The following is an 18,493-nucleotide window of genomic DNA, read 5'->3' on the forward strand; positions in this document are numbered from 1 at the left end:
GGGTATCATACCGCCGGTCCCCGGGGAATGGCGGCGCCCCTGTCCCGAAGCGCCAGCCTCAGTTGGCCGAGCAGCACCTCGTCGGCGACCGGCTTGCCGAGCCACGCGCGCGCGCCGAGCGCCAGCGATCGCGCTCGGGTGCGTTCGTCCACCACCGAGGTAAGGACAATGGCGGGCAGATCCGAGCCGAGATCGCGCAGATGCTCCAGAAGCTCGAGGCCGCTCATTCCCGGCATCCGCATGTCGGTAATCAGGCAATCGAACGATGCGCGCCCGACCTCGGCCAGAAAGGCCGATGCCCGTTCGAAGGGGTGACAGGCGAAGCCTTCCAACATCAGCAGGTCCGACAGCGCGTCACGGATAGCTTCGTCATCGTCCACGATCGCAACGATGGGAATTCTGGACAAGCGGCTCAGTCCTCACAGGGGGCGGCCTTCGGCCGATTAGGCCGGTCTCGCTCAATCGGGAGGATTTTGTAACCATACCAAGGTCTAGGGCCAATCGACATTCAGCCCTGGCGGCCTGCAAATGGCGGTTTCCTGCGCTTCCGGTGCTCACCTACTTTGAGTAGGCTGCGCTCCGGGTCACAGAAAACCACCATTTTCGTCGCGCCATCATCTGAATGTCGATTGGCCCTAGGCCCGCTGGCTCTGGCGCAGCTCCTCGGGCAGGATTTCCCACGCGCGGATGAGCTCCCCGACCGATGAGGCCTGCATCTTCTTCATCACATTGCTGCGATGGAGCTTGACCGTGATTTCCGTGATGCCGAGATCAAAGGCGATCTGCTTGTTGAGGCGGCCGCGTGCCACTTCCCTCATCACCTGGCTTTCGCGCGGCGTCAGCGTGGCGAAGCGATCGACATGCTGCTGGATGACCTGCGCATGCGCCCGCTGCTTTTCGTAGCATTCGACACCCGTGATGACCGCATCGATCAGGGTCTGGTCCCTGACGGGCTTGGTCAGGAAATCGATCGCGCCGGCCTTCATCGCCTGCACCGACATCGGGATATCACCATATCCGGTGAGGAAGACGATGGGCCTCGATATTCCGGCGGCGCTCAGCCGCTGCTGGAGGTCGAGGCCGCTCGATCCCGGCATCCGCACATCCAGGACGAGGCAGGACGCCTGCTGGAGCAGGGACGATTCGAGCAGATCCCGCGTCGATCCGAAGCCGTGCGCTTCCATTCCCACGGACAGCATCAGTTCCTCGATTGCCGTCCGCACCTCCTCGTCATCATCGACGATCAGAACAAGGGGGGCCTCGTCGGCCGTGGCGGTGCTGGTCATCTTCATTCCCCTGATATCGTCACCTCTCCGGCCTTGCGGGTGCGCGCGTCGAGCCTGTCGCCGAACCAGCCGTTCACCTCTTCGGGAAAGCCGGCGGGCGCCTTGCGGGTCACGGCCTGCCCGATATCGGCGAGTGAATAAGCGGCCAGCATATCCCGCATCGCCTTTTCCGCCTTCAGCATCACCGCATGGATCGAGCATGTGCCGTTCGTGGCCCATCCCGGCGGCCGGGCGCCGAAAATCGCGCAGCGCCCCCGAATGTCCTGGCAGGCGAACAATGGGTTGGCCCCTTCGACCGCATCGACGATCTGCAGGATGCTGATCTGTTCGGGCGCCCGCGCGAGCAGATAACCGCCGCGCACCCCCTCGACGGCCCGAACGATGCCGGCCTTTCCCAGCTTGCCGAAGATCTTGGTCACGAAGCTGGGGGATATGCCCTGAAATTCGGCAAGGTCGCGCCCGCTGCGGGGCTGATCGTCAGTGCCGGCCAGCCATAGCAGGCAATGAATCCCATATTCCACGCTGGCAGTCAGGTGAGCCATAACGCGGACTATATTGGTACGCGTTATGCGGGGCAAGGCGGTTCCCGGCATTCTCCGTCAGGGCAGGGCATGACGCCAGCGACGCGCATGCCCTGCGATCAGCGCCTTCGGCCGAGTTGAACCAGCTCGTCTGCCTCCCTCAGGGCCTTTTCCGAAAATCCCGCCGCCAGGGCCTTGCCGGTTTCCTCGATGGCCGGCGCCCCGTTCGTTTCGCGGAGCAGGATGCAATAGCGCCGCAGCGCCTCCAGCCGGCCGTCCGCCAGTTGGTTCGGGGGAGAGGAGCCGCATAGCCAGCCCAGGAGCCGCGCCAGCGCGCGGGGCGGCCGGATGCTGGACGGGTGATCGAACAGGGATAGGGCAACCACGCCCTGTTCCAGCGCGGTCAGCGAAGCCTGCACCGGCTTCGCCATGCCGGCGAAGCCCTTGGTGTCGAGCGGTGAATCGTAGGTCGATAGGGTTGCGAGACAATCGCTGTTCGACCAATCCTGATTTTCCAGAAACATCGGACTCTCCTTTCCGGGGCCGGGCCGACGGAGGGGCTTCCCTCCGCCGTCGCCCGGTTCACCGCGGAGCCGCCTCCGTCAGAAATCGATGGTCCGGGCGGCAAGCACATTCTCATAAGCGGCCGTGCGTTCGGCGGCCGGGGGGTAGATCCAGATCTCGTTGATCTCTTTCTTGACGGCCTTGGCCTGCGCCCCGGTGATCTGGACCTGGGAGTCCCAGCCGCGCGTGAAGATCGCCGCGTCGGGGCCAAGGTCCAGACAGGTCACATAGACCGGCTGGTCATAAGGGAGCGTCGGCTCCCCAAGCAGATCCGCCGCGGCATTATGCCCGGCAAAAGCGCCCAGGCGGCGGGCATGCTGGCACGACATGGCCGCATAATTTCCCGCGGCATCGGTCCGTGCCCTGGCCGTATCGCCGGTCGCGAAGATATGCGGCGCTTCCGGCACGTGCAGGTCGGGCTCCACGACGATGCGGCCCAGATTGTCCCGTTCGGCGGGCAATTGCGCGGTCAGCGGGGAAGCGCGCATGCCGCCGGACCAGATCACGGTGGAGGTTTCGATCCGTTCGCCGTCGCCCAGCGTGACGCCGCCTTCGTCGAGCGCCGCGATACCGACGTTTAGGCGGGTCTCCACGCCCAGCGCGCGCAGCCGCTCCTCGATGAAGGGCCGGGGTTCGGCGCCCATCGCCGGCGCGACATGTTCCGATCGATCGACGATGATGACGCGGATATCGGCGTTTTCGCCCAGTATCTCGCTGAGGCGCCCGGGCATCTCGGTCGCGAATTCCAGCCCGGTGAAGCCGGCGCCGCCGACCACCACCGTATTGCGCGCCGCCGATGCCGGCTTCTCCGCCAGTGCGTGCAGGTGGCGATCGAGCGCGACCGCCTCGTCCAGTTGCGTGGCGGCGAAGCCGAATTCGGCGAGGCCGGGGATGGGCGGCGCAAAGCCATCGCTGCCCGCCGCGAGAACCAGCCGATCATAGGGAAGGGTGGCCGAGGCACCGTCCGCCCCAACGACCGTGATCGTCGATGCGGCGCTGTCGATCGTCTCGACGCTGCCCTGACGATGGTCGATATCGGTCGCCGCGAATAATTCGGCGAGAGGGGCGACCATCTGTTCGGGATTGCGCTCGTAGAGACGCGGACGGATGACCATTTCCGGCGCCGGCGACACGACGGTGATCGCCAGTTCGTCCGGCGAGACGCCTTTTTCGTGGCGCAGGCGGGAAGCGCCCAGCGCCGCCATCATTCCCGCGAAGCCCGAACCGATAATCACGATATTCCTGGACATGATAACCCTCCTGGCCTGGCTGTTGAGCAATGAGACCGGTCGAGCATTTCCATTGGCGCGAATATCCGGGTCCACCGGCGAACATGCGGAGCGGCCCGGCGAGCCAGTCGGAAAGCAGCGATGATGTCTGTTGCCGGATGTCGCCCGCAGATCTTTCAGGCGTTCATCCGCTCAGGGTGTCGAACCAGCGCCGGCTTGGCCGCCTCACTCTCTCTTCACCTCGATCGATCGGAAAATCCTCTCGATGCCCCATTCATAATGAACGCGGCTGGCGCCTGTCGAGAATGAGGCGCCCTATGCGAAGGTTCAGGATGGCCTGTCGGGGGTATAGGCCGCGACCGCATCTGCAGGGCGCCGGCTCATTGTGCGGGGGCGCCGGAAATGGTTCGGAAACGGCATGGAGTTCGGGCGCGTCGATAGGAGGACGCCGCTCCTCACCCTCCCCGGAGAGCGGCGATGACGGCGTCGTTTTCGTGGGGCAGGCCGATGGTGATGCGGATCCAGTCGTCCAGCGGAGGGAAGGGGCGGGCGATGGCGATGCCGGTGGTGGTGAGATGCTGTCGCAAGGCCGCCGCGCGGGGGGATTTGAAGAAGACGAAATTGGCGCGGCTGTCGCTATGTTCCAGGCCCAACTCGTCGAGCGCGCGGGTGAGGCGGGCGCGCTCGGCGAGCGTGCGGGCGCGGACGTCCTGGATGTGGCGCTGATCCTCGAGCGCGGCGCCGGCCGCCGCGAGGGCGAGGCGGTTGAGCGAATGCGGCGCGCCGATGCCGGCCTTGCGCAATCCTTCCGCCAGCGGCGTCGGGGCCACGGCATAGCCGATAGAGAGGCCCGCCAGCCCGTAGATCTTGGCGAGCGTCCGGAACACCAGCACGTTGGCGCCTTCGCGCACATGGCGGATCGCGCTCTGCGCCGCGAAATCATCATATTCGAGATAGGCTTCGTCGATGACGACCAGCGTCCGCCGCGCGGTTTCGCGGATGAAGCGATCCAGCTGATCGCGATCGTTGACGGTGCCCGACGGGTTGTGCGGATTGACGAGGTTCACCGCCAGCGTGCGATCGTCCACCGCGCGCGCCAGCGCCGGCAGATCGTTTTCCAGCCGCGCGTTGAGCGGCACGCCCACGGCCACGCCGCCGAGCGGGGCGGCAGCGTCCACCAACGCCGTATAACCGGGCGTGGAATAGACGATGCCGCCGCTGCCCCCCGCGCCGCTGGCGCGCTGGCGGGCGAGGTAGAGGCCGAGCGGCTCCAGCACCTCGCCGATCACCACCTGATCGGGGCGGACCTGCTCCAGCGCCGCGATCTGCGCGGTGAGCGCATCCACCTCGCCTTGGTCCACATAACGGTGGATGCCCTGCGCATGGGCGGCGATCGCCTGGCCCACGCGCGGCGAGGGGCCGTAGGCGTTCTCGTTGAGGTTGAGGCGGATGGGCTCGCCGGCCGGGCGGGCGGCGGCCGCCGCGCCCGGCCCGATCGCGCCGGCCAGCAAAGCGGTGCCCCCGGCCGCGAGCCAGCCCCGGCGGCTCATCTTCGGTGCGGATATATCAGCCATCAGAATTTGAACCCCAGCCGGACATAATAGAAGGCGCCGCTGAACCCGAAGGGCGAGAATTCGCTATAGGGGAAGACGCCGAAGGTGTCGGCCCCGGTAAGCTGCGGGGTCGAGGCGATGTTCCGGGTCGGATAGACGTTGAAGATATTGTTCGCGCCCAGCGTGGCGCTGATATTTTCCGTCACCCGGCCGGTGAAGCTGAAATCCGTCACCCATTTGGCCTTGAGCTGCTGGATCACGTCGACATTGCCGGCCGCGCCCGACTGGGTGGGCACGGTGCGGAAGGGCGTGGAGCCCTGCGCGATCAGCGCGACATTGGCGGGGGACTGGTTGGTCAGCGCCACCTGTTCCACCCGGCCGTAGCGGGTGGTGCGGGCATCGAAGCTGATCGGACCGATCGACCAGTTCGCGCCGAGCGCGATCTTGTCGCGCGGCTGACCATGTTCGATGCGAACCCGCTCGTTGATGTCGAACAGGGGCGTGGTGATGCCGAGCGCGGTGATCTGACCGGGCGTTTCGCCCACGCGGCGCAAGCGGACATGGTTGTAATTATAGGCGCCGGTCAGCCGCAGCGAGCCCCATTGATCGAGGTTGGCGGTATAAGCGGCGGTGATGTCCACGCCCTGCGTGCGCGTATCGATGGCGTTGGTGAAGTAGCGTACGCTCGTCACGCCGGGAATGCCGATCGAGGCGAGATAGTCGCGCAGGCGGCTGCTGCCGGCCGCATCCACATAATTGGAGGAAAGGGCGATCTGGTCGTCGATATCGATATGATAATAATCGACCGAGGCGGTGAGCCCGCCGCCCGCGAAGGTAAGGCCGCCGCCGAAGCTGGTGGACTTTTCGGGCTTCAGGTCCTGCGCGCCGAGCGCCTGGGCCAGCGCCGAGCCGACCGGCGCGGTGCGGACCAGCACGAATTCCGGAAAGCCCGTGCTGTTGTTGACGATGGTGCGCGAGCTGGTGGAGCTGAAATATTGCTGGGCGAGCGAGGGGGCGTGGAAGCCCGTGCTCACCGATCCGCGCAGCGCGAAGCCGGCCGGCAGCTCGATGCGGGTCGCGGCCTGGCCGTTCCAGGTATCGCCGAAATCGCTGTAATCCTCATACCGGCCGGCCAGGTTCACCTGCCAGCCCTTCACCGGCTCGCTGTTCAATTCGACGAAGGCGCCCACCGCATGGCGATCCGTATCCACCGCATCGCCCGGCTGGATGCCGGCGAAGCCCTGCGACCCGATGGTCGGCACCGCCCCGGCATTGGGGCCGTCGAGGACGCGGGCCGGGCCGAAGGCGTAGCTCGCCGGCTCGCCCGGCGAGATCTTGTAGCCGTCATATCGCAGCTCCGCGCCGAAGGCCAAGCCCAGGGGGGCGGCGAGGCCGACCTCGAAATCGCGGGAGAAAGTGAGGTCCGTGGTCGATTGCCAGTTGCTGAACTTGCCGGCGTAGAAGCTGGTGGGACTGTCCGTGCCCAGCGTCGCGTTCAGCGTGTTGTTGGGCCGATATTCGATGCTGTTGCCGCCATAGACGGAGGACAGATCCCAGTCCCAGCCCGAAAGATCGCCACGCAGGCCGAGGGCGGCCGAATAATCGATGCTCTTGGTATCGATGAAGGGCAGGAAGCCGTCCGGATAGAGGGCGCGGACATTCTCGTCCTGGCCGGGGCGGCGGAAGGAGGCGTTGGAATGGGCCTTGCTCTCGCGATAGCCGCCGAAGCCGTAAAGCTCGATGGAATCGCCCAGCGGCTTCCTCAGGTTCACGACCAGGCTGGCATCCTTGAGATCGCCTTCGTCGGCGAAGCGCCAGACATTGCGATCGACCGTCGCCTCGCGCGGATCGAGCGTCGTGCCGGCTACGCCGCCCGGCGGGTTGAGGCCGATCCCCGCGCCATAGCGCGCCGAAAGCGGCTGCGGCGTGCCCGTGGGCGAGATGCCGAAATAGAATTGGCGGGTATCGGGCAGCGCGCGGTTGGCGCCCTTATGGTCGCGATAATAGCCCGTCAGGTTGATGAAGCCGTCATCGCCCAGCTTCACGCCGCCGCCCAGCGAGAATTCGTAGGTGTCGCCGCCGCCGTCATAGGTGGTGCCGGCGCTGGCCGTGCCGTGGATGGCGGTATCCTCGCGCAGCAGGATGTTGACGACGCCGGCGATCGCATCCGATCCATATTGCGCGGACGCGCCGTCGCGCAGGATTTCGATCCGGCCGATCGCGGCGGCGGGGATCTGGTTGAGATCGGTGGGCGTCGATCCCTTGCCGATCGTGCCGCCGGTATTCACCCAGGCGGCGCTGTGCAGGCGCTTGCCGTTCACCAGCACCAGCGTCTCATCCGGCGAAAGGCCGCGCAGCGAGGCCGAATGGATCTGGGTGTTGCCGTCCGGCGTGGTCGGCGTGGCGAAGGCGAAGGATGGCGCGAGCTGGCGCAGCACCTCGTTGGTTTCCTGATAGCCCGAAGCGCGCAGATCCTCGCCGCGCAGGGAATCGATCGGCACCGGCGAGGTGGTGACGGTGCGATCGCCGAAGCGGGTGCCGGTGACGACGATGTCGTCGCGGACAGCCGCGCTTTCGGCCGCCGCGCCATCGATGCCCTGTGCGTGCGCCTCGAGGGACAGCAGCGATACGGTGAGGAAAAGTGCAGGTTTCAGGCGCATGAACGACCCCCATTGTTGCCTGCCGCCGGCATAGTCTACCGTTTCGGTAGTGAAAGATAGAAAATCTATCAATGCCCTGAATTTTTGGGTGAAAGGGGGGCGAGCCTCGATGCGGCGCACCCGGCGGAATCGGGATCAAGCGATCCGCCCGGCCCGGGCCGTCATCCTTCTTTCAAGGGAGGGCACAGGCGAACGAGGTGGATCGTCCCGTCCCTTATATCGGCGCCGGCATCGGCGCGCGGCTGGGCTGTTCGAGGCCCGAGCTACCGCCCCCGCGCCGCAAGGTTTTCGCGCACCCTCTCCAGCCAGCCGATCAGGGTGCCGAGCGCCTGGTTGCCCTTGCCGAGCAGGCCGTTCAGCTCCTCCTCCGCCGCCTTGCGCTGGCTGGCCTCGGGTTCGGGCAGCGGCGGCAGGATGTGGGCGTAATAGGTCTTGCCCAGCAGCCGGTGGAGCAGGCGTTCGCCGGGGAAGGGCTCGTTGTTGTTGAGCGCCCGCGCGGCCTTCAGCAGGGAACGGATGTCATATTGGGTCGGGCTGATATCCGGCACCTGCTTGGGCAGGCCGAGCAGGGTGTAGACGGCGATGCGCGCGGTGCGGATCGAGCTGTCCATGGTGAAGATGATGTCGTTCGACGTCTCGACGAACTGGCCCATCAGGCCAAGATTGGTGCAGCCCGCCGGCACCACGTGCGGCCGGTCGCCCGCGGCGCGGGGCATGAACTGGGCGGTGATGTAGGGCATCAGCGCGAGCCGCGCCTTGGTGTTCGCCACCACCGCGTCCAGATGCTCCCCGATGCCGAGATGATGGCACAATTCGGCCAGGATCTCGCGGCCGGTGCAGGCGGGCATCGGCTTTTTGACGTGGTTGCCCTCCTTGTCCATCAGCAGCGCATAGACCCAGACCACCAGCACATCCCTGGGCTGGGTGGGAAAATGGGGCTGGCGGTTGCAGGTGAAGCTCAGCACCCAGTTGGAATCGGTGAAGGTGATGACGCCGCCCGTCACCGTCTTGCCCGAATAGGGATCGTTGACGGACAGTTCCTTCAGCTTGTCGACAAAGGGGGAGGGCCAGCAGGTGAGCGTGACCGATTCCCACATCGACCGATCGATATCGCCGTAGAATTTCTCCGGCTTCCCGAAGACGGGCGATTTCTTTGCGAGGTTCTTCCACAGCGCCCAGTCGCTCTCGTCGCCGGGATCGTGCCGGCCGCGTTCGAGCACGGGGGCGGTGTCCATGTCGCCATAAGCCGTGCCCTCGGTCATCGATCCGGTGATCGCGAACACCAGGTCCTTCGGGCCGACGGGAATGGCCGCATCCTTGCCGCCTTCCTTGATCTTGATCGCGGTGACGGTGCGCGCATCGCCCGCCACCGCCATGTCGAGATCATAGCCGCGCGTATCGAACCGCACCTTCACGCCGCGTTCCTGCAAATGGGTGACGAGCGGGCGGACGAAGGTGTCGAACTGGTTATATTTGGGGAAGACCAGCGCCGACATGTCGGTCAGCCCGTCGATCGCATCGAGGAAGCGGTGCATGTAGAGCTTCATCTCGAGCAGGCTCTGCCAGTTCTCGAACGCGAACATCGATCGCCAGAGGAACCAGAAATTGGTCTCGAAAAAGCCGGGGCTGAAATATTGCTCGATGGTGACGTCGTCGAGATCCTCCTTGCGCTTCAGCATCAGGCGGATCAGCTCCCATTGCTGGGATCGGGAAAGGCCCAGCGTGGAGAAATCGCGGATCTGCCCGCATTTGTGCATGAGGCGGGACTTGGAATAATTGGGGTCGGCGTCGTTGACGAGGCGATATTCGTCCAGCACGCTGTAGCCTTCGGGCAACTCCAGCGCCTGGACGTCCTGGAACATGTCCCACAGATTGTCGTAGTTCCAGTTCATCTCGCGGCCGCCGCGGACGATATATCCCTCCTCCGGGTTGCCGGCGCCGTCCAGCGATCCGCCCTCGATCCGCATCGTATCCAGGATGGTGATGTCCTCGCCGGCCATGCCGCCGTCGCGGATCAGGTAGAAGGCGGCGGCGAGCCCGGCGATGCCGCTGCCGATGATCCACGCCTTGCGCCCTTCCACCGGCTCGCGCGGCACCGGGCGGTTGCGCATATAGGCGCCCATCATGTCGGGGGGCGGCAGGGTGGTATCGGCCCGCTTGCGCCAATAGCCGGCCGTGGCGTCCGCCTCGACCTGGAATGGGCTGGCTTTGGCGGCTTCCTCGGTCATCGGGGCGTCTCCATGAAGGGGAACGATCGGCGGCGAACTGGCGCGCTTCCCTCCAACATCCGAGGAGGCAAAACGTTTCGGGGCAAAATGTTTCGGGCGGCGCGGCTTGGGTGCTTGCCCGCGGCGGCCGGGTGTCGCGGACCCCTTAAATTCCCGGCGGCTTCATCCTAGATCCAGTGGGATGACCAGAATATTCCTTGCGGGCGCCACCGGCCTCGTCGGCGGCGGCGTCCTCGCCCTTGCGCTGGCGGACGATCGCGTCACGCAGGTGGTGGCCCCGACCCGCCGGCCGCTGCCCCCGCACCCCAGGCTGCTGAACCCGATCGGGGATGGCGCCAGCCTTCCCGCCGATGCGCCATGGTGGGCGGTGGACGGCGCCGTCTGCGCGCTGGGCACCACGCGGGCCAAGGCCGGATCGGCGGCCGCCTTCCGCGCCGTCGATCATGATTATGTCCTGGCGGTGGCCGCGCGGGTCCGCAAGGCCGGCGCCCGGCGCTTCGCCCTGACATCCTCGATGGGCGCGGATGCCCGGTCGCGCTTCCTCTATACCCGCACGAAGGGGGAGGTGGAGGATGCCGTCCGCCGGCTGGCCTTCCCGTCGCTCACCATCCTCCGTCCGGGCCTGCTCGGCGGCGACCGGGGCGAGCATCGCCCGATGGAACGGTTCATGGATATGGTCCTGCGGGTCGCGGGGCCGATCCTCCCGCCCGCCGCGCGGATCAGCCCCGCCGCCACCGTCGCCGCGCTGCTCCTCGAGGCGGCGATTTCGGGCGGGGACGGCACCCATATCGTCACCTCCGCGGGTGTCGCCCGCATCGCCGCCCAAGGCCGTTCCTGAATGTCCGGGCGCAATCGCTATCATGACGGCCCCGTTACCGATCATTATGACGGCACCCGTTTCCTGAACCCCGCGGGCGAGCCGGAGACGGACCGCTCGCTCGGCGATCTCCTCCGCTGGCGCCGCACCGCGCCGCGCACGTCATGGCCGAAGTCGGTCCCGGTGGCGCCCGTCATTCCCGATGCGCGGGTGGCAGGGCTGCGCGTCACCATGGTGGGCCATGCGACGCTGCTGATCCAGGCCGGCGGGCTCAACATCCTCACCGATCCGGTCTGGTCGGATCGCGCCAGCCCCTTGTCCTTCGCCGGCCCCCGCCGCGCGACGGCGCCCGGCGTGGCCCTGGATTCCCTGCCGCCGATCGATGCCATCCTGTTGTCGCACAACCATTATGACCATCTCGACATCGCGACCCTGCGGGCTCTCCACGCCCGGCACGCCCCGCTGATCGCCACGCCGCTGGGCAATGACAGCATCGTCCTCCGCCATATCCCCGATGCCCGCATCTGGGCCGGCGACTGGGGCGATCATGTCGCGATCGGCGATGCCGAGGCGCATGTCGTGCCGGCGCTGCACTGGTCGTCCCGCGGCCTCGGCGATCGCCGCATGGCGCTCTGGGGCGGCTTCATGCTGCGCGCGGCGGGCCGGCTGATCTATTTCGCGGGCGACACCGGCTACGGCACCGGCAACATCTTCCGGGCGCTGCGCCAGCGCTTCGGCCCGGTCGATCTCGCCCTGCTTCCCATCGGCGCCTATGATCCGCGCTGGTTCATGGCCGCGCAGCATTGTGACCCCGAGGAAGCGATCCAGATCATGCTCGATCTCGATGCCCGTGCCGCCCTCGGCATGCACTGGGGCACATTCAAGCTGACCGACGAGCCTCGCGACGATCCGGCGCTCCGCCTGGCCGCCGGCCTCGCCGCACGCGCGATCGACCCGGCCCGCTTCGTGGCGATGCACCCGGCGGACGTGGCCGATTTCGGGTAGATGGCGGCGGAAGCGTGCGGCATGCTGCGCGCCGGCCCCGCCGATGTGCGAGCATCGGCCGACAGGGGAGGTAGCGATGGCAATTCCCGATGAGCTTCCGGCCGCGCTGCGGGACGTCGGTCTGCGGCCGCTCTTCGCGATGACGGTCACGGTTCCGACGGTCCATGCGCCCGGCGGCCCGGCCGGCGCGGAGCGCCGCATCGGCGACATTTCCGGGGGCGGCTTCCGGGGCGAGCGACTGTCCGGCACGGTGCTTCCCGGCGGGACGGATTGGCAGACGCTGCGCAGCGACGGCGCCGTCCTGCTGGATGCCCGCGTCGTGCTGCGCACCGATGACGGCGCCTCGATCGCGATGAGCTATACCGGCATCCGCCATGGCCCGGCCGAGGTGATGGCGCGGCTTGGCCGGGGCGAGGATATCGACCCGACGACCTATTATTTCCGGATCGCGCCCGTCTTCGCGACATCCGCGTCGCGCTATGAATGGCTCAACCGCATCGTCGCGATCGGGGTGGGCCATCGGCTGGCCCATGGCCCGATCTACAACATCTTCGAAATTCTCTGAGATCGCGCTTCAGCCGTTCTTGCGCGCATGTTCGAGCAGATTGTCCCGGAGCCGCGCGACGGCCTTCTGCACCTGGCTGAATTCCTCCGCTTCCAGGCCTGATGCCGCGACCAGCGTGCGCTGGGCGCCTTTTTCCCGCAGGGCGCGGCCGGCATCGGTAAGGCTGATGACGACCTGCCGCTCGTCGGCGGGATCGCGCTGCCGGCGCACATAGCCCAGTTCCTCCAGCTTCTTGAGGATCGGCGTGAGGGTGTTCGATTCGAGGAACAGCTTCTCTCCAAGGCTTTTGACGGTCTGTTCGTCCTCCTCCCACAGGGCGACGATGATGATCCACTGGGTGTAGGTGACGCCCAGCTCCTCCAGTATCGGTTTGTATGCACGGCCATAAGCGAGGTTGGCCGAATATATGGAAAAGCAAAGGAAATCAGCCAGTTTTGGCTGATTGGCGGGGGCGGCCGATTTCTTGTTCATGATGGGATCCAGCGGGTTTGTTGCCTGTCAGGCTCATATATATCGCATCCGATGAAATCGGAAGGGTTGACATGTTTGACGGGCAGGTCCATTTCAATCGTATCCGATTTAATCGGACCCGATCATTCAAATCGAAGGACGTGGATCATGATTGAGAAGGTGCTTTTCACCGGCCGCACCCACACTAGCGGCGGCCATGACGGTATCGCCCGCAGCAGCGACGGCTTTCTGGACATCCGGCTGCCCGAACCGCATCCGGCGGCCGAGCAGCTCTTCGGGGCCGCCTGGTCGGCCTGCTATATCGGGGCGATCGGGCTTGCCGCCGCCGAACGGAAGATCGCGCTGCCGGCCGACCTGGCGGTGGATGCCCAGATCGAGCTGGCCCGCAACGGCGGCGGCTTCTTCCTGCGCGCCCGGCTCGACGTGAGCTTGCCGGGCATCGACCGCGCCGTGGCGCGCGAGCTTGCCGATGCCGCGCACGGGATCTGCCCTTATTCGAAGGCGGTCCACGGCAACATCGACGTTGCGACCAATATCCTCTGAATCCTCCGGCACGGATCGGGGTTCTTCATCGCTCTGAAGCCCCGATCCGTGCCCCGGTTCCCAAAATCGATGGAGCTTGCCATGAGCATATATTCCGACGCCATAGCGACGCCGGCCCCGCCCGCGCTTGTCTTTGCCGCCCAGCCGCGCTTCCATGCCGTGACGGCCACGACCGCCATCGTCGCGGGCCTGGCCACCTTCGGCACGCTTGCGATGCACCTGCCGGCGCCGGCCATGTTCCTTGGCTGGATCGCCTACAGCGTAGGCGGGCAGAGCTTGCGGGAAAGTGCCGGCAACCTGCTTTCCTTCCTGATCGGCCTGGCCTTCGGCATCGGCACCGCGATAGTCATCGCCTGGCTGGCGCCGGCGTTGGGAACGGCCGCCACGCCGGTTGCCGTGGTGGGCGTCGTCCTGCTGGTGATGAGCTTGCGGACCTTCGCCCCGGTCAACAATCCGCTGGCCTATTTCCTCGGTCTCACCAGCTTCTTCTATTCGGGCTTGCCGCCCGAGGTTGCGAGCTTCACCCTGCTGGCAGGCGCGGCGGTGATCGGCGGGGCATCGGCTGCCATTGCGGGACACCTGCAATCGCTGGTTGAATCCGAGGGAGATCGCTGATGACCGCTGCACCCGTTGATCCGCGCCGCCGCCACTTCCTCGGGCTCGCGGCGATCGCTCCGGCGGCCATGGCTTTCGGCCTGACCCGGCCGGCGGCCGCGGCGGCCGGGCCGGCCGCTAGCTTCGGCCCGCTCCGGCAGGTTGCCGCTGGCGAACTTTCCATCGCTTATGTCGAAACCGGCCCGGCCTCCGGCCGCCCGGTCATCCTGCTCCACGGCTGGCCCTATGACATTCACAGCTATGCCGATGCCGCACCCCTGCTCGCCGCGGCCGGTTATCGGGTGATCGTCCCCTATCTGCGCGGTTTCGGGGGCACGCGTTTCCTTTCGGACGCAGCCCCGCGCAACGCGCAGCAATCGGTGCTGGCGAAGGATGTGATCGCGCTGATGGATGCGCTTCGCATTCCCAAGGCGATCCTGGGCGGTTGCGACTGGGGCGCGCGGACGGCGAATATCGTTGCCGCGCTCTGGCCGGAACGCTGCGAGGCGATGGTGTCGGTCAGCGGCTACCTGATCGGCAGCCAGCAGGCCAATCAGGCGCCGCTCCCGCCCAGGGCGGAACTGGCCTGGTGGTATCAATTCTACTTCGCCACCGAACGCGGCCGCATCGGATATGAACGCAACCGCGGCGATTTCGCACGGCTGATCTGGCAGACGGCCTCACCGGAATGGAAGTTCGACGATGCCACCTTCGATCGATCGGCACAGGCGTTCGACAATCCCGATCATGTCGCGATCGTGATCCACAATTATCGCTGGCGCCTGGGCCTGGCCGCCGGGCAGCCGCAATATGATGCGCTGGAGGCGCGGCTGGCGGAAGCGCCCGTCATCACCGTGCCGACGATCACGATGGAAGGGGATGCCAACGGCGCGCCCCATCCCGAACCATCGGCCTATGCCCGCAAATTTTCGGGGCGCTATGCGCATCGGCAGATCACGGGCGGCATCGGCCACAATCTGCCGCAGGAAGCGCCGCGTGCCTTTGCCGATGCGGTTATCGCCGTGGCCTCATCCGGCTGAGGCTGGACGAGGCCGACGCCGGCTAGGTCAGGAAGCCGGCGACGGCCGCCGCGAAATCGGCCGGACATTCCACGTTGGAAAGGTGGGCGGCGGGCAGGATGTGGAGGCGGGCGTCGCGGGCCTGGTTCTGCAGGAATTCGGCGTCCGCGATCGTGGTGGACGGGTCCTCGCTTCCCGCGATGATCAGGGTGCGGCTATGGTTGAGGCCGGCCGTCGGCCGCTGGTCCATGTCGCGGATGGCGGCGCAGCAGCCGGCATAGCCCGCCGGATCATTGGCCAGCAGCATGGCGCGGATCGGGGCCACGGCACCGGGATTGGTGGCTGGAAAGCCCGGCGTGAACCAGCGGCCCAGCGAGGCATCGGCAAGCGGCGCCATGCCATCGGCCAGCACGCCTTCGATCCGCGCCTGCCAGCCCGAAGGCGGCCCCATATAAGCCGAGGTGTTGGCGAGGACGAGGCCGCGCAGCCGTTCGGGCGCGCGGTGGGCGAGCCATTGGCCGACCATGCCACCTTTGGACAATCCGCAGAAATGAACGGCGGCAAGCCCGAGCGCATCGAGCAGCTCCACCGCATCCCGGCCGAGCCGATCGATGGAATAAGCGCCGGCGGGGCTGGCCGAGGCGCCGTGGCCGCGACTGTCATAGCGCAGCACGCGGAAATCCCGCGTCCACGCATCCATCTGTGGCGCCCACATGCCCATATCGGTGCCGAGCGAGTTGGAGAGCAACAGCACCGGCGCCTCCGCCGGACCATCGAGGCGATAGGCGATGCGGCAGCCGTCGCCGGCGATGAAGACGGATTTTTCCATCAGATCCTTTCCACGGCGAGGGCCAGGCCCTGGCCGACGCCGATGCACAGGGTGGCAAGGCCGAAGCGGCCGCCGGTGGCTTCGAGCTGGTGAACCAGCGCCTGCAGGATGCGCGCGCCCGACATGCCGAGCGGATGGCCGAGCGCGATCGCCCCGCCATTGGGATTCACGCGGGCATCGTCATCGGCGATGCCGAGGCCGCGCAGCACGGCAAGACCCTGGCTGGCGAAGGCTTCGTTGAGTTCGATCGCGTCGAGATCGTCGATCGCAAGGCCCAGCCGCGCGAGCAGCTTCCGGGTGGCGGGCACCGGGCCGATGCCCATCACGCGCGGCGCGACGCCGGCGCTCGCCATGCCGAGGATGCGGGCACGGGGCTTGAGGCCGTGGCGCTGCGCCGCCGCCTGATTGGCGAGGATCATCGCCGCCGCCCCGTCATTGACGCCGGAGGCGTTGCCGGCCGTCACCGTGCCGTCGGGGCGGACGATGGGTTTCAGCCTCGCCAGCCCATCGGCGGTGGTTTCCGGGCGGGGATGCTCGTCCGTATCGACGATGGTTTCGCGGCCCTTGCGATCGGCGATTATGACGGGGACGATTTCCTCCGCGAACCAGCCGCGTGCCTGGGCGGCGGCGGCCCGCTGCTGGCTGCGTAATGCGAAGGCATCCTGATCCGCGCGCGATACGGCATGGTCGGTCGCGACATTCTCGCCCGTTTCCGGCATGGAATCGACGCCATAGGCGGTCTTCATCTTCGGATTGACGAAGCGCCAGCCGATCGTGGTGTCATGGATCGCGTTGCTGCGCGAAAAGGCGCTTTCCGCCTTGGGCATGACGAAGGGCGCGCGGCTCATGCTTTCGGCGCCGCCCGCGATCATCAGATCGGCATCGCCCGAACGGATTGCGCGGGCGGCCGTGCCGATCGCATCGAGGCCGGAGGCGCAGAGCCGGTTGACGGTCGATCCGCCGACGCTTTCCGGCAGGCCGGCGAGCAGGGCGGCCATGCGGGCGACGTTGCGATTATCCTCGCCCGCCTGATTGGCGGCGCCGAGGATCACGTCGTCGATCGCCGCCGGATCGATGCCGGTGCGTTCGATGAGCGCGCGGATCGGGATGGCGGCGAGATCGTCGGCCCGGACGGCGGCCAGCGCGCCGCCATAGCGGCCGATCGGCGTGCGGACGGCATCGCAGATGAAGGCTTCGGTCATGCCGCCAGCGCCTCCACGCGGATCGGCGCGCCGGTCTTCGCCACGATTTCCTCGACGCCGACGCCGGGCGCGGTTTCCAGGAGGGTGAGGCCGCCGGCCTTCCGATCGACGGCGATGACGGCGAGATCGGTGACGATCAGGTCCACCACCGCCTTGCCCGTCAGCGGCAGCGAGCAGCGGTCCAGGATCTTGGGGCTGCCGTTCCTGGACACATGATCCATGACGACGACGACGCGCTTCACGCCGGCCACCAGATCCATGGCGCCGCCCATGCCCTTCACCATCTTCCCCGGGATCGTCCAGTTGGCGAGATCGCCATTGGTGGCGACTTCCATCGCGCCGAGGATCGCCATGTCGATATGGCCGCCCCGGATCATCGCGAAGCTGTCCGCCGAGGAGAAGAAGCTGGAGGTGGGGAGTGCTGTGATCGTCTGCTTTCCGGCGTTGATCAGGTCCGGGTCCGCCTCGCCCTCATAGGGAAAGGGGCCGATGCCGAGCATGCCGTTTTCGGACTGGAGCGTCACCTCCACGCCGGCCGGCACATGATTGGCCACCAGCGTCGGGATGCCGATGCCGAGGTTCACATAATAGCCGTTGCGCAGCTCCTTCGCGGCGCGCGCGGCCATATCGTCGCGGGTCCAGCCGGCCATCAGGCGTTCTCCTCAAGGCGGGCGCGCGGCCGTGTCGTCAGCTTCTCGACCCGCTTTTCGTTGATCGTCGAAAGGACGATGCGGTCGACATAGATGCCGGGCGTGTGGATGCAGTCCGGGTCGAAGGTGCCGGCGGGCACGATCTCCTCCACCTCCACTACCGTGATCCTGCCGGCGGTGGCCATGTTTGGGTTGAAGTTGCGCGCCGTCTTGCGGAACATCAGGTTGCCGGCGGGGTCCGCGCGCCAGGCCTTGATGATGGAAAGATCCGCGCGCAGCCAGGTTTCGCGGACATATTCCTCGCCCTCGAACATTTCCGTGGGCTTGCCTTCCGCCACCACGGTGCCGACGCCGGTCTTGGTGTAGAAGGCCGGGATGCCCGCGCCGCCCGCGCGGATGCGTTCGGCCAGCGTGCCCTGCGGGTTCAGTTCCAGCTCCAGCTCGCCCGACAGATACTGGCTTTCGAACAGCTTGTTCTCGCCGACATAGGACGAGATCATCTTGCCGATCTGGCGGCTTTCCAGCAGCATCCACAGGCCGAAGCCGTCGGCGCCGGCATTGTTGGAGACGACCGTCAGATCCTTCACGCCGCTGGCGCGGATTTCCGGGATCAGGCTTTCGGGATTGCCGGAAAGCCCGAAGCCGCCGGACATGATCGTCATCCCGTCGAACAGCACGCCTTCCAGGGCCGCCTGGGGCGACGGATAGATTTTGTCGGGCATGGATTTCTCTCCTTCGGATCGATCGGGCTCGTCCG

General features: G+C 66.7%; 19 protein-coding genes. 6 read left to right on the top strand and 13 right to left on the bottom strand.

Going from position 1 to position 18,493, the window contains the following annotated elements; translation table 11 throughout:
- Positions 1–5 precede the first annotated feature (5 nt).
- The 8 genes from G432_RS15130 to G432_RS15165 form a co-directional block, all read right to left on the bottom strand.
- Positions 6–380: a response regulator transcription factor gene (locus G432_RS15130; protein ID WP_015459684.1), complete on the bottom strand. Its 375-nt coding sequence runs from the start codon at positions 378–380 to the stop codon at positions 6–8.
- A 255-nt stretch (positions 381–635) separates the two neighbouring features.
- Complete coding sequence (locus G432_RS15135) at positions 636–1,286, bottom strand: response regulator transcription factor (protein WP_015459685.1); 651 nt, start codon at positions 1,284–1,286, stop codon at positions 636–638.
- Between the two features lie 2 nt (positions 1,287–1,288).
- The gene (locus G432_RS15140; RefSeq protein ID WP_015459686.1) at positions 1,289–1,828 is read right to left on the bottom strand and encodes an RrF2 family transcriptional regulator; all 540 of its coding nucleotides are present in this window, start codon (positions 1,826–1,828) and stop codon (positions 1,289–1,291) included.
- A 98-nt stretch (positions 1,829–1,926) separates the two neighbouring features.
- Positions 1,927–2,331, bottom strand: a complete 405-nt coding sequence (locus G432_RS22185) for a hypothetical protein (protein WP_015459687.1) — start codon at positions 2,329–2,331, stop codon at positions 1,927–1,929.
- 78 nt (positions 2,332–2,409) lie between these two features.
- Complete coding sequence (locus G432_RS15150) at positions 2,410–3,621, bottom strand: NAD(P)/FAD-dependent oxidoreductase (protein WP_015459688.1); 1,212 nt, start codon at positions 3,619–3,621, stop codon at positions 2,410–2,412.
- A 434-nt stretch (positions 3,622–4,055) separates the two neighbouring features.
- Entirely contained in the window at positions 4,056–5,174 is a 1,119-nt protein-coding gene (locus tag G432_RS15155; protein WP_202192015.1) for a pyridoxal phosphate-dependent aminotransferase, read from the bottom strand.
- Positions 5,174–7,813 carry a TonB-dependent receptor plug domain-containing protein gene (locus G432_RS15160; protein WP_015459690.1) on the bottom strand — a complete coding sequence of 880 codons (2,640 nt, stop codon included), beginning with the start codon at positions 7,811–7,813 and terminating at the stop codon, positions 5,174–5,176. Before G432_RS15160 ends, G432_RS15155 begins: the two co-directional genes overlap by 1 nt.
- Positions 7,814–8,076: 263 nt before the next feature.
- Positions 8,077–10,041, bottom strand: coding sequence for an oleate hydratase (locus G432_RS15165; RefSeq protein ID WP_015459691.1), 1,965 nt, complete (start codon positions 10,039–10,041; stop codon positions 8,077–8,079).
- Between the two features lie 181 nt (positions 10,042–10,222).
- On the opposite strand from G432_RS15165, the gene G432_RS15170 reads away from it, so the two are divergent.
- From G432_RS15170 to G432_RS15180, 3 genes are all read left to right on the top strand, one after another.
- Entirely contained in the window at positions 10,223–10,879 is a 657-nt protein-coding gene (locus tag G432_RS15170; RefSeq protein WP_015459692.1) for a hypothetical protein, read from the top strand.
- Entirely contained in the window at positions 10,880–11,863 is a 984-nt protein-coding gene (locus G432_RS15175; RefSeq protein WP_015459693.1) for an MBL fold metallo-hydrolase, read from the top strand.
- A 76-nt stretch (positions 11,864–11,939) separates the two neighbouring features.
- Positions 11,940–12,428 (top strand): DUF3237 domain-containing protein, encoded by a 489-nt coding sequence (locus G432_RS15180; protein WP_015459694.1) that lies wholly within the window; start codon positions 11,940–11,942, stop codon positions 12,426–12,428.
- 9 nt (positions 12,429–12,437) lie between these two features.
- Here the strand turns inward: G432_RS15180 and G432_RS15185 are convergent, their stop codons facing one another.
- A complete protein-coding gene (locus G432_RS15185) occupies positions 12,438–12,899 on the bottom strand; it encodes a MarR family winged helix-turn-helix transcriptional regulator (RefSeq protein WP_015459695.1) in 462 nt (153 codons plus the stop codon).
- Between the two features lie 147 nt (positions 12,900–13,046).
- On the opposite strand from G432_RS15185, the gene G432_RS15190 reads away from it, so the two are divergent.
- The 3 genes from G432_RS15190 to G432_RS15200 all read left to right on the top strand — a co-directional run bounded on the left by G432_RS15190 (position 13,047) and on the right by G432_RS15200 (position 15,076).
- Entirely contained in the window at positions 13,047–13,442 is a 396-nt protein-coding gene (locus tag G432_RS15190; RefSeq protein ID WP_015459696.1) for an Ohr family peroxiredoxin, read from the top strand.
- 81 nt (positions 13,443–13,523) lie between these two features.
- A complete protein-coding gene (locus G432_RS15195) occupies positions 13,524–14,057 on the top strand; it encodes a DUF1097 domain-containing protein (RefSeq protein ID WP_015459697.1) in 534 nt (177 codons plus the stop codon).
- The gene (locus G432_RS15200) at positions 14,057–15,076 is read left to right on the top strand and encodes an alpha/beta fold hydrolase (RefSeq protein ID WP_015459698.1); all 1,020 of its coding nucleotides are present in this window, start codon (positions 14,057–14,059) and stop codon (positions 15,074–15,076) included. The genes G432_RS15195 and G432_RS15200 overlap by 1 nt, the downstream gene beginning before the upstream one ends.
- Positions 15,077–15,098: 22 nt before the next feature.
- On the opposite strand, the gene pcaD is transcribed toward G432_RS15200, so the two are convergent.
- The 4 genes from pcaD to G432_RS15220 are packed head-to-tail and all read right to left on the bottom strand — an operon-like array spanning position 15,099 to position 18,458.
- Positions 15,099–15,884, bottom strand: coding sequence for a 3-oxoadipate enol-lactonase (gene pcaD / locus G432_RS15205; protein WP_015459699.1), 786 nt, complete (start codon positions 15,882–15,884; stop codon positions 15,099–15,101).
- Entirely contained in the window at positions 15,884–17,086 is a 1,203-nt protein-coding gene (pcaF, locus tag G432_RS15210; protein WP_015459700.1) for a 3-oxoadipyl-CoA thiolase, read from the bottom strand. Before pcaF ends, pcaD begins: the two co-directional genes overlap by 1 nt.
- The gene (locus G432_RS15215) at positions 17,083–17,736 is read right to left on the bottom strand and encodes a 3-oxoacid CoA-transferase subunit B (RefSeq protein ID WP_015459701.1); all 654 of its coding nucleotides are present in this window, start codon (positions 17,734–17,736) and stop codon (positions 17,083–17,085) included. The genes pcaF and G432_RS15215 overlap by 4 nt, the downstream gene beginning before the upstream one ends.
- Complete coding sequence (locus G432_RS15220; RefSeq protein WP_015459702.1) at positions 17,736–18,458, bottom strand: CoA transferase subunit A; 723 nt, start codon at positions 18,456–18,458, stop codon at positions 17,736–17,738. The genes G432_RS15215 and G432_RS15220 overlap by 1 nt, the downstream gene beginning before the upstream one ends.
- Positions 18,459–18,493 lie beyond the last annotated feature (35 nt).

Origin of the sequence: Sphingomonas sp. MM-1 (assembly GCF_000347675.2) — a bacterium.
Lineage (GTDB): Bacteria > Pseudomonadota > Alphaproteobacteria > Sphingomonadales > Sphingomonadaceae > Sphingomonas_E > Sphingomonas_E fennica.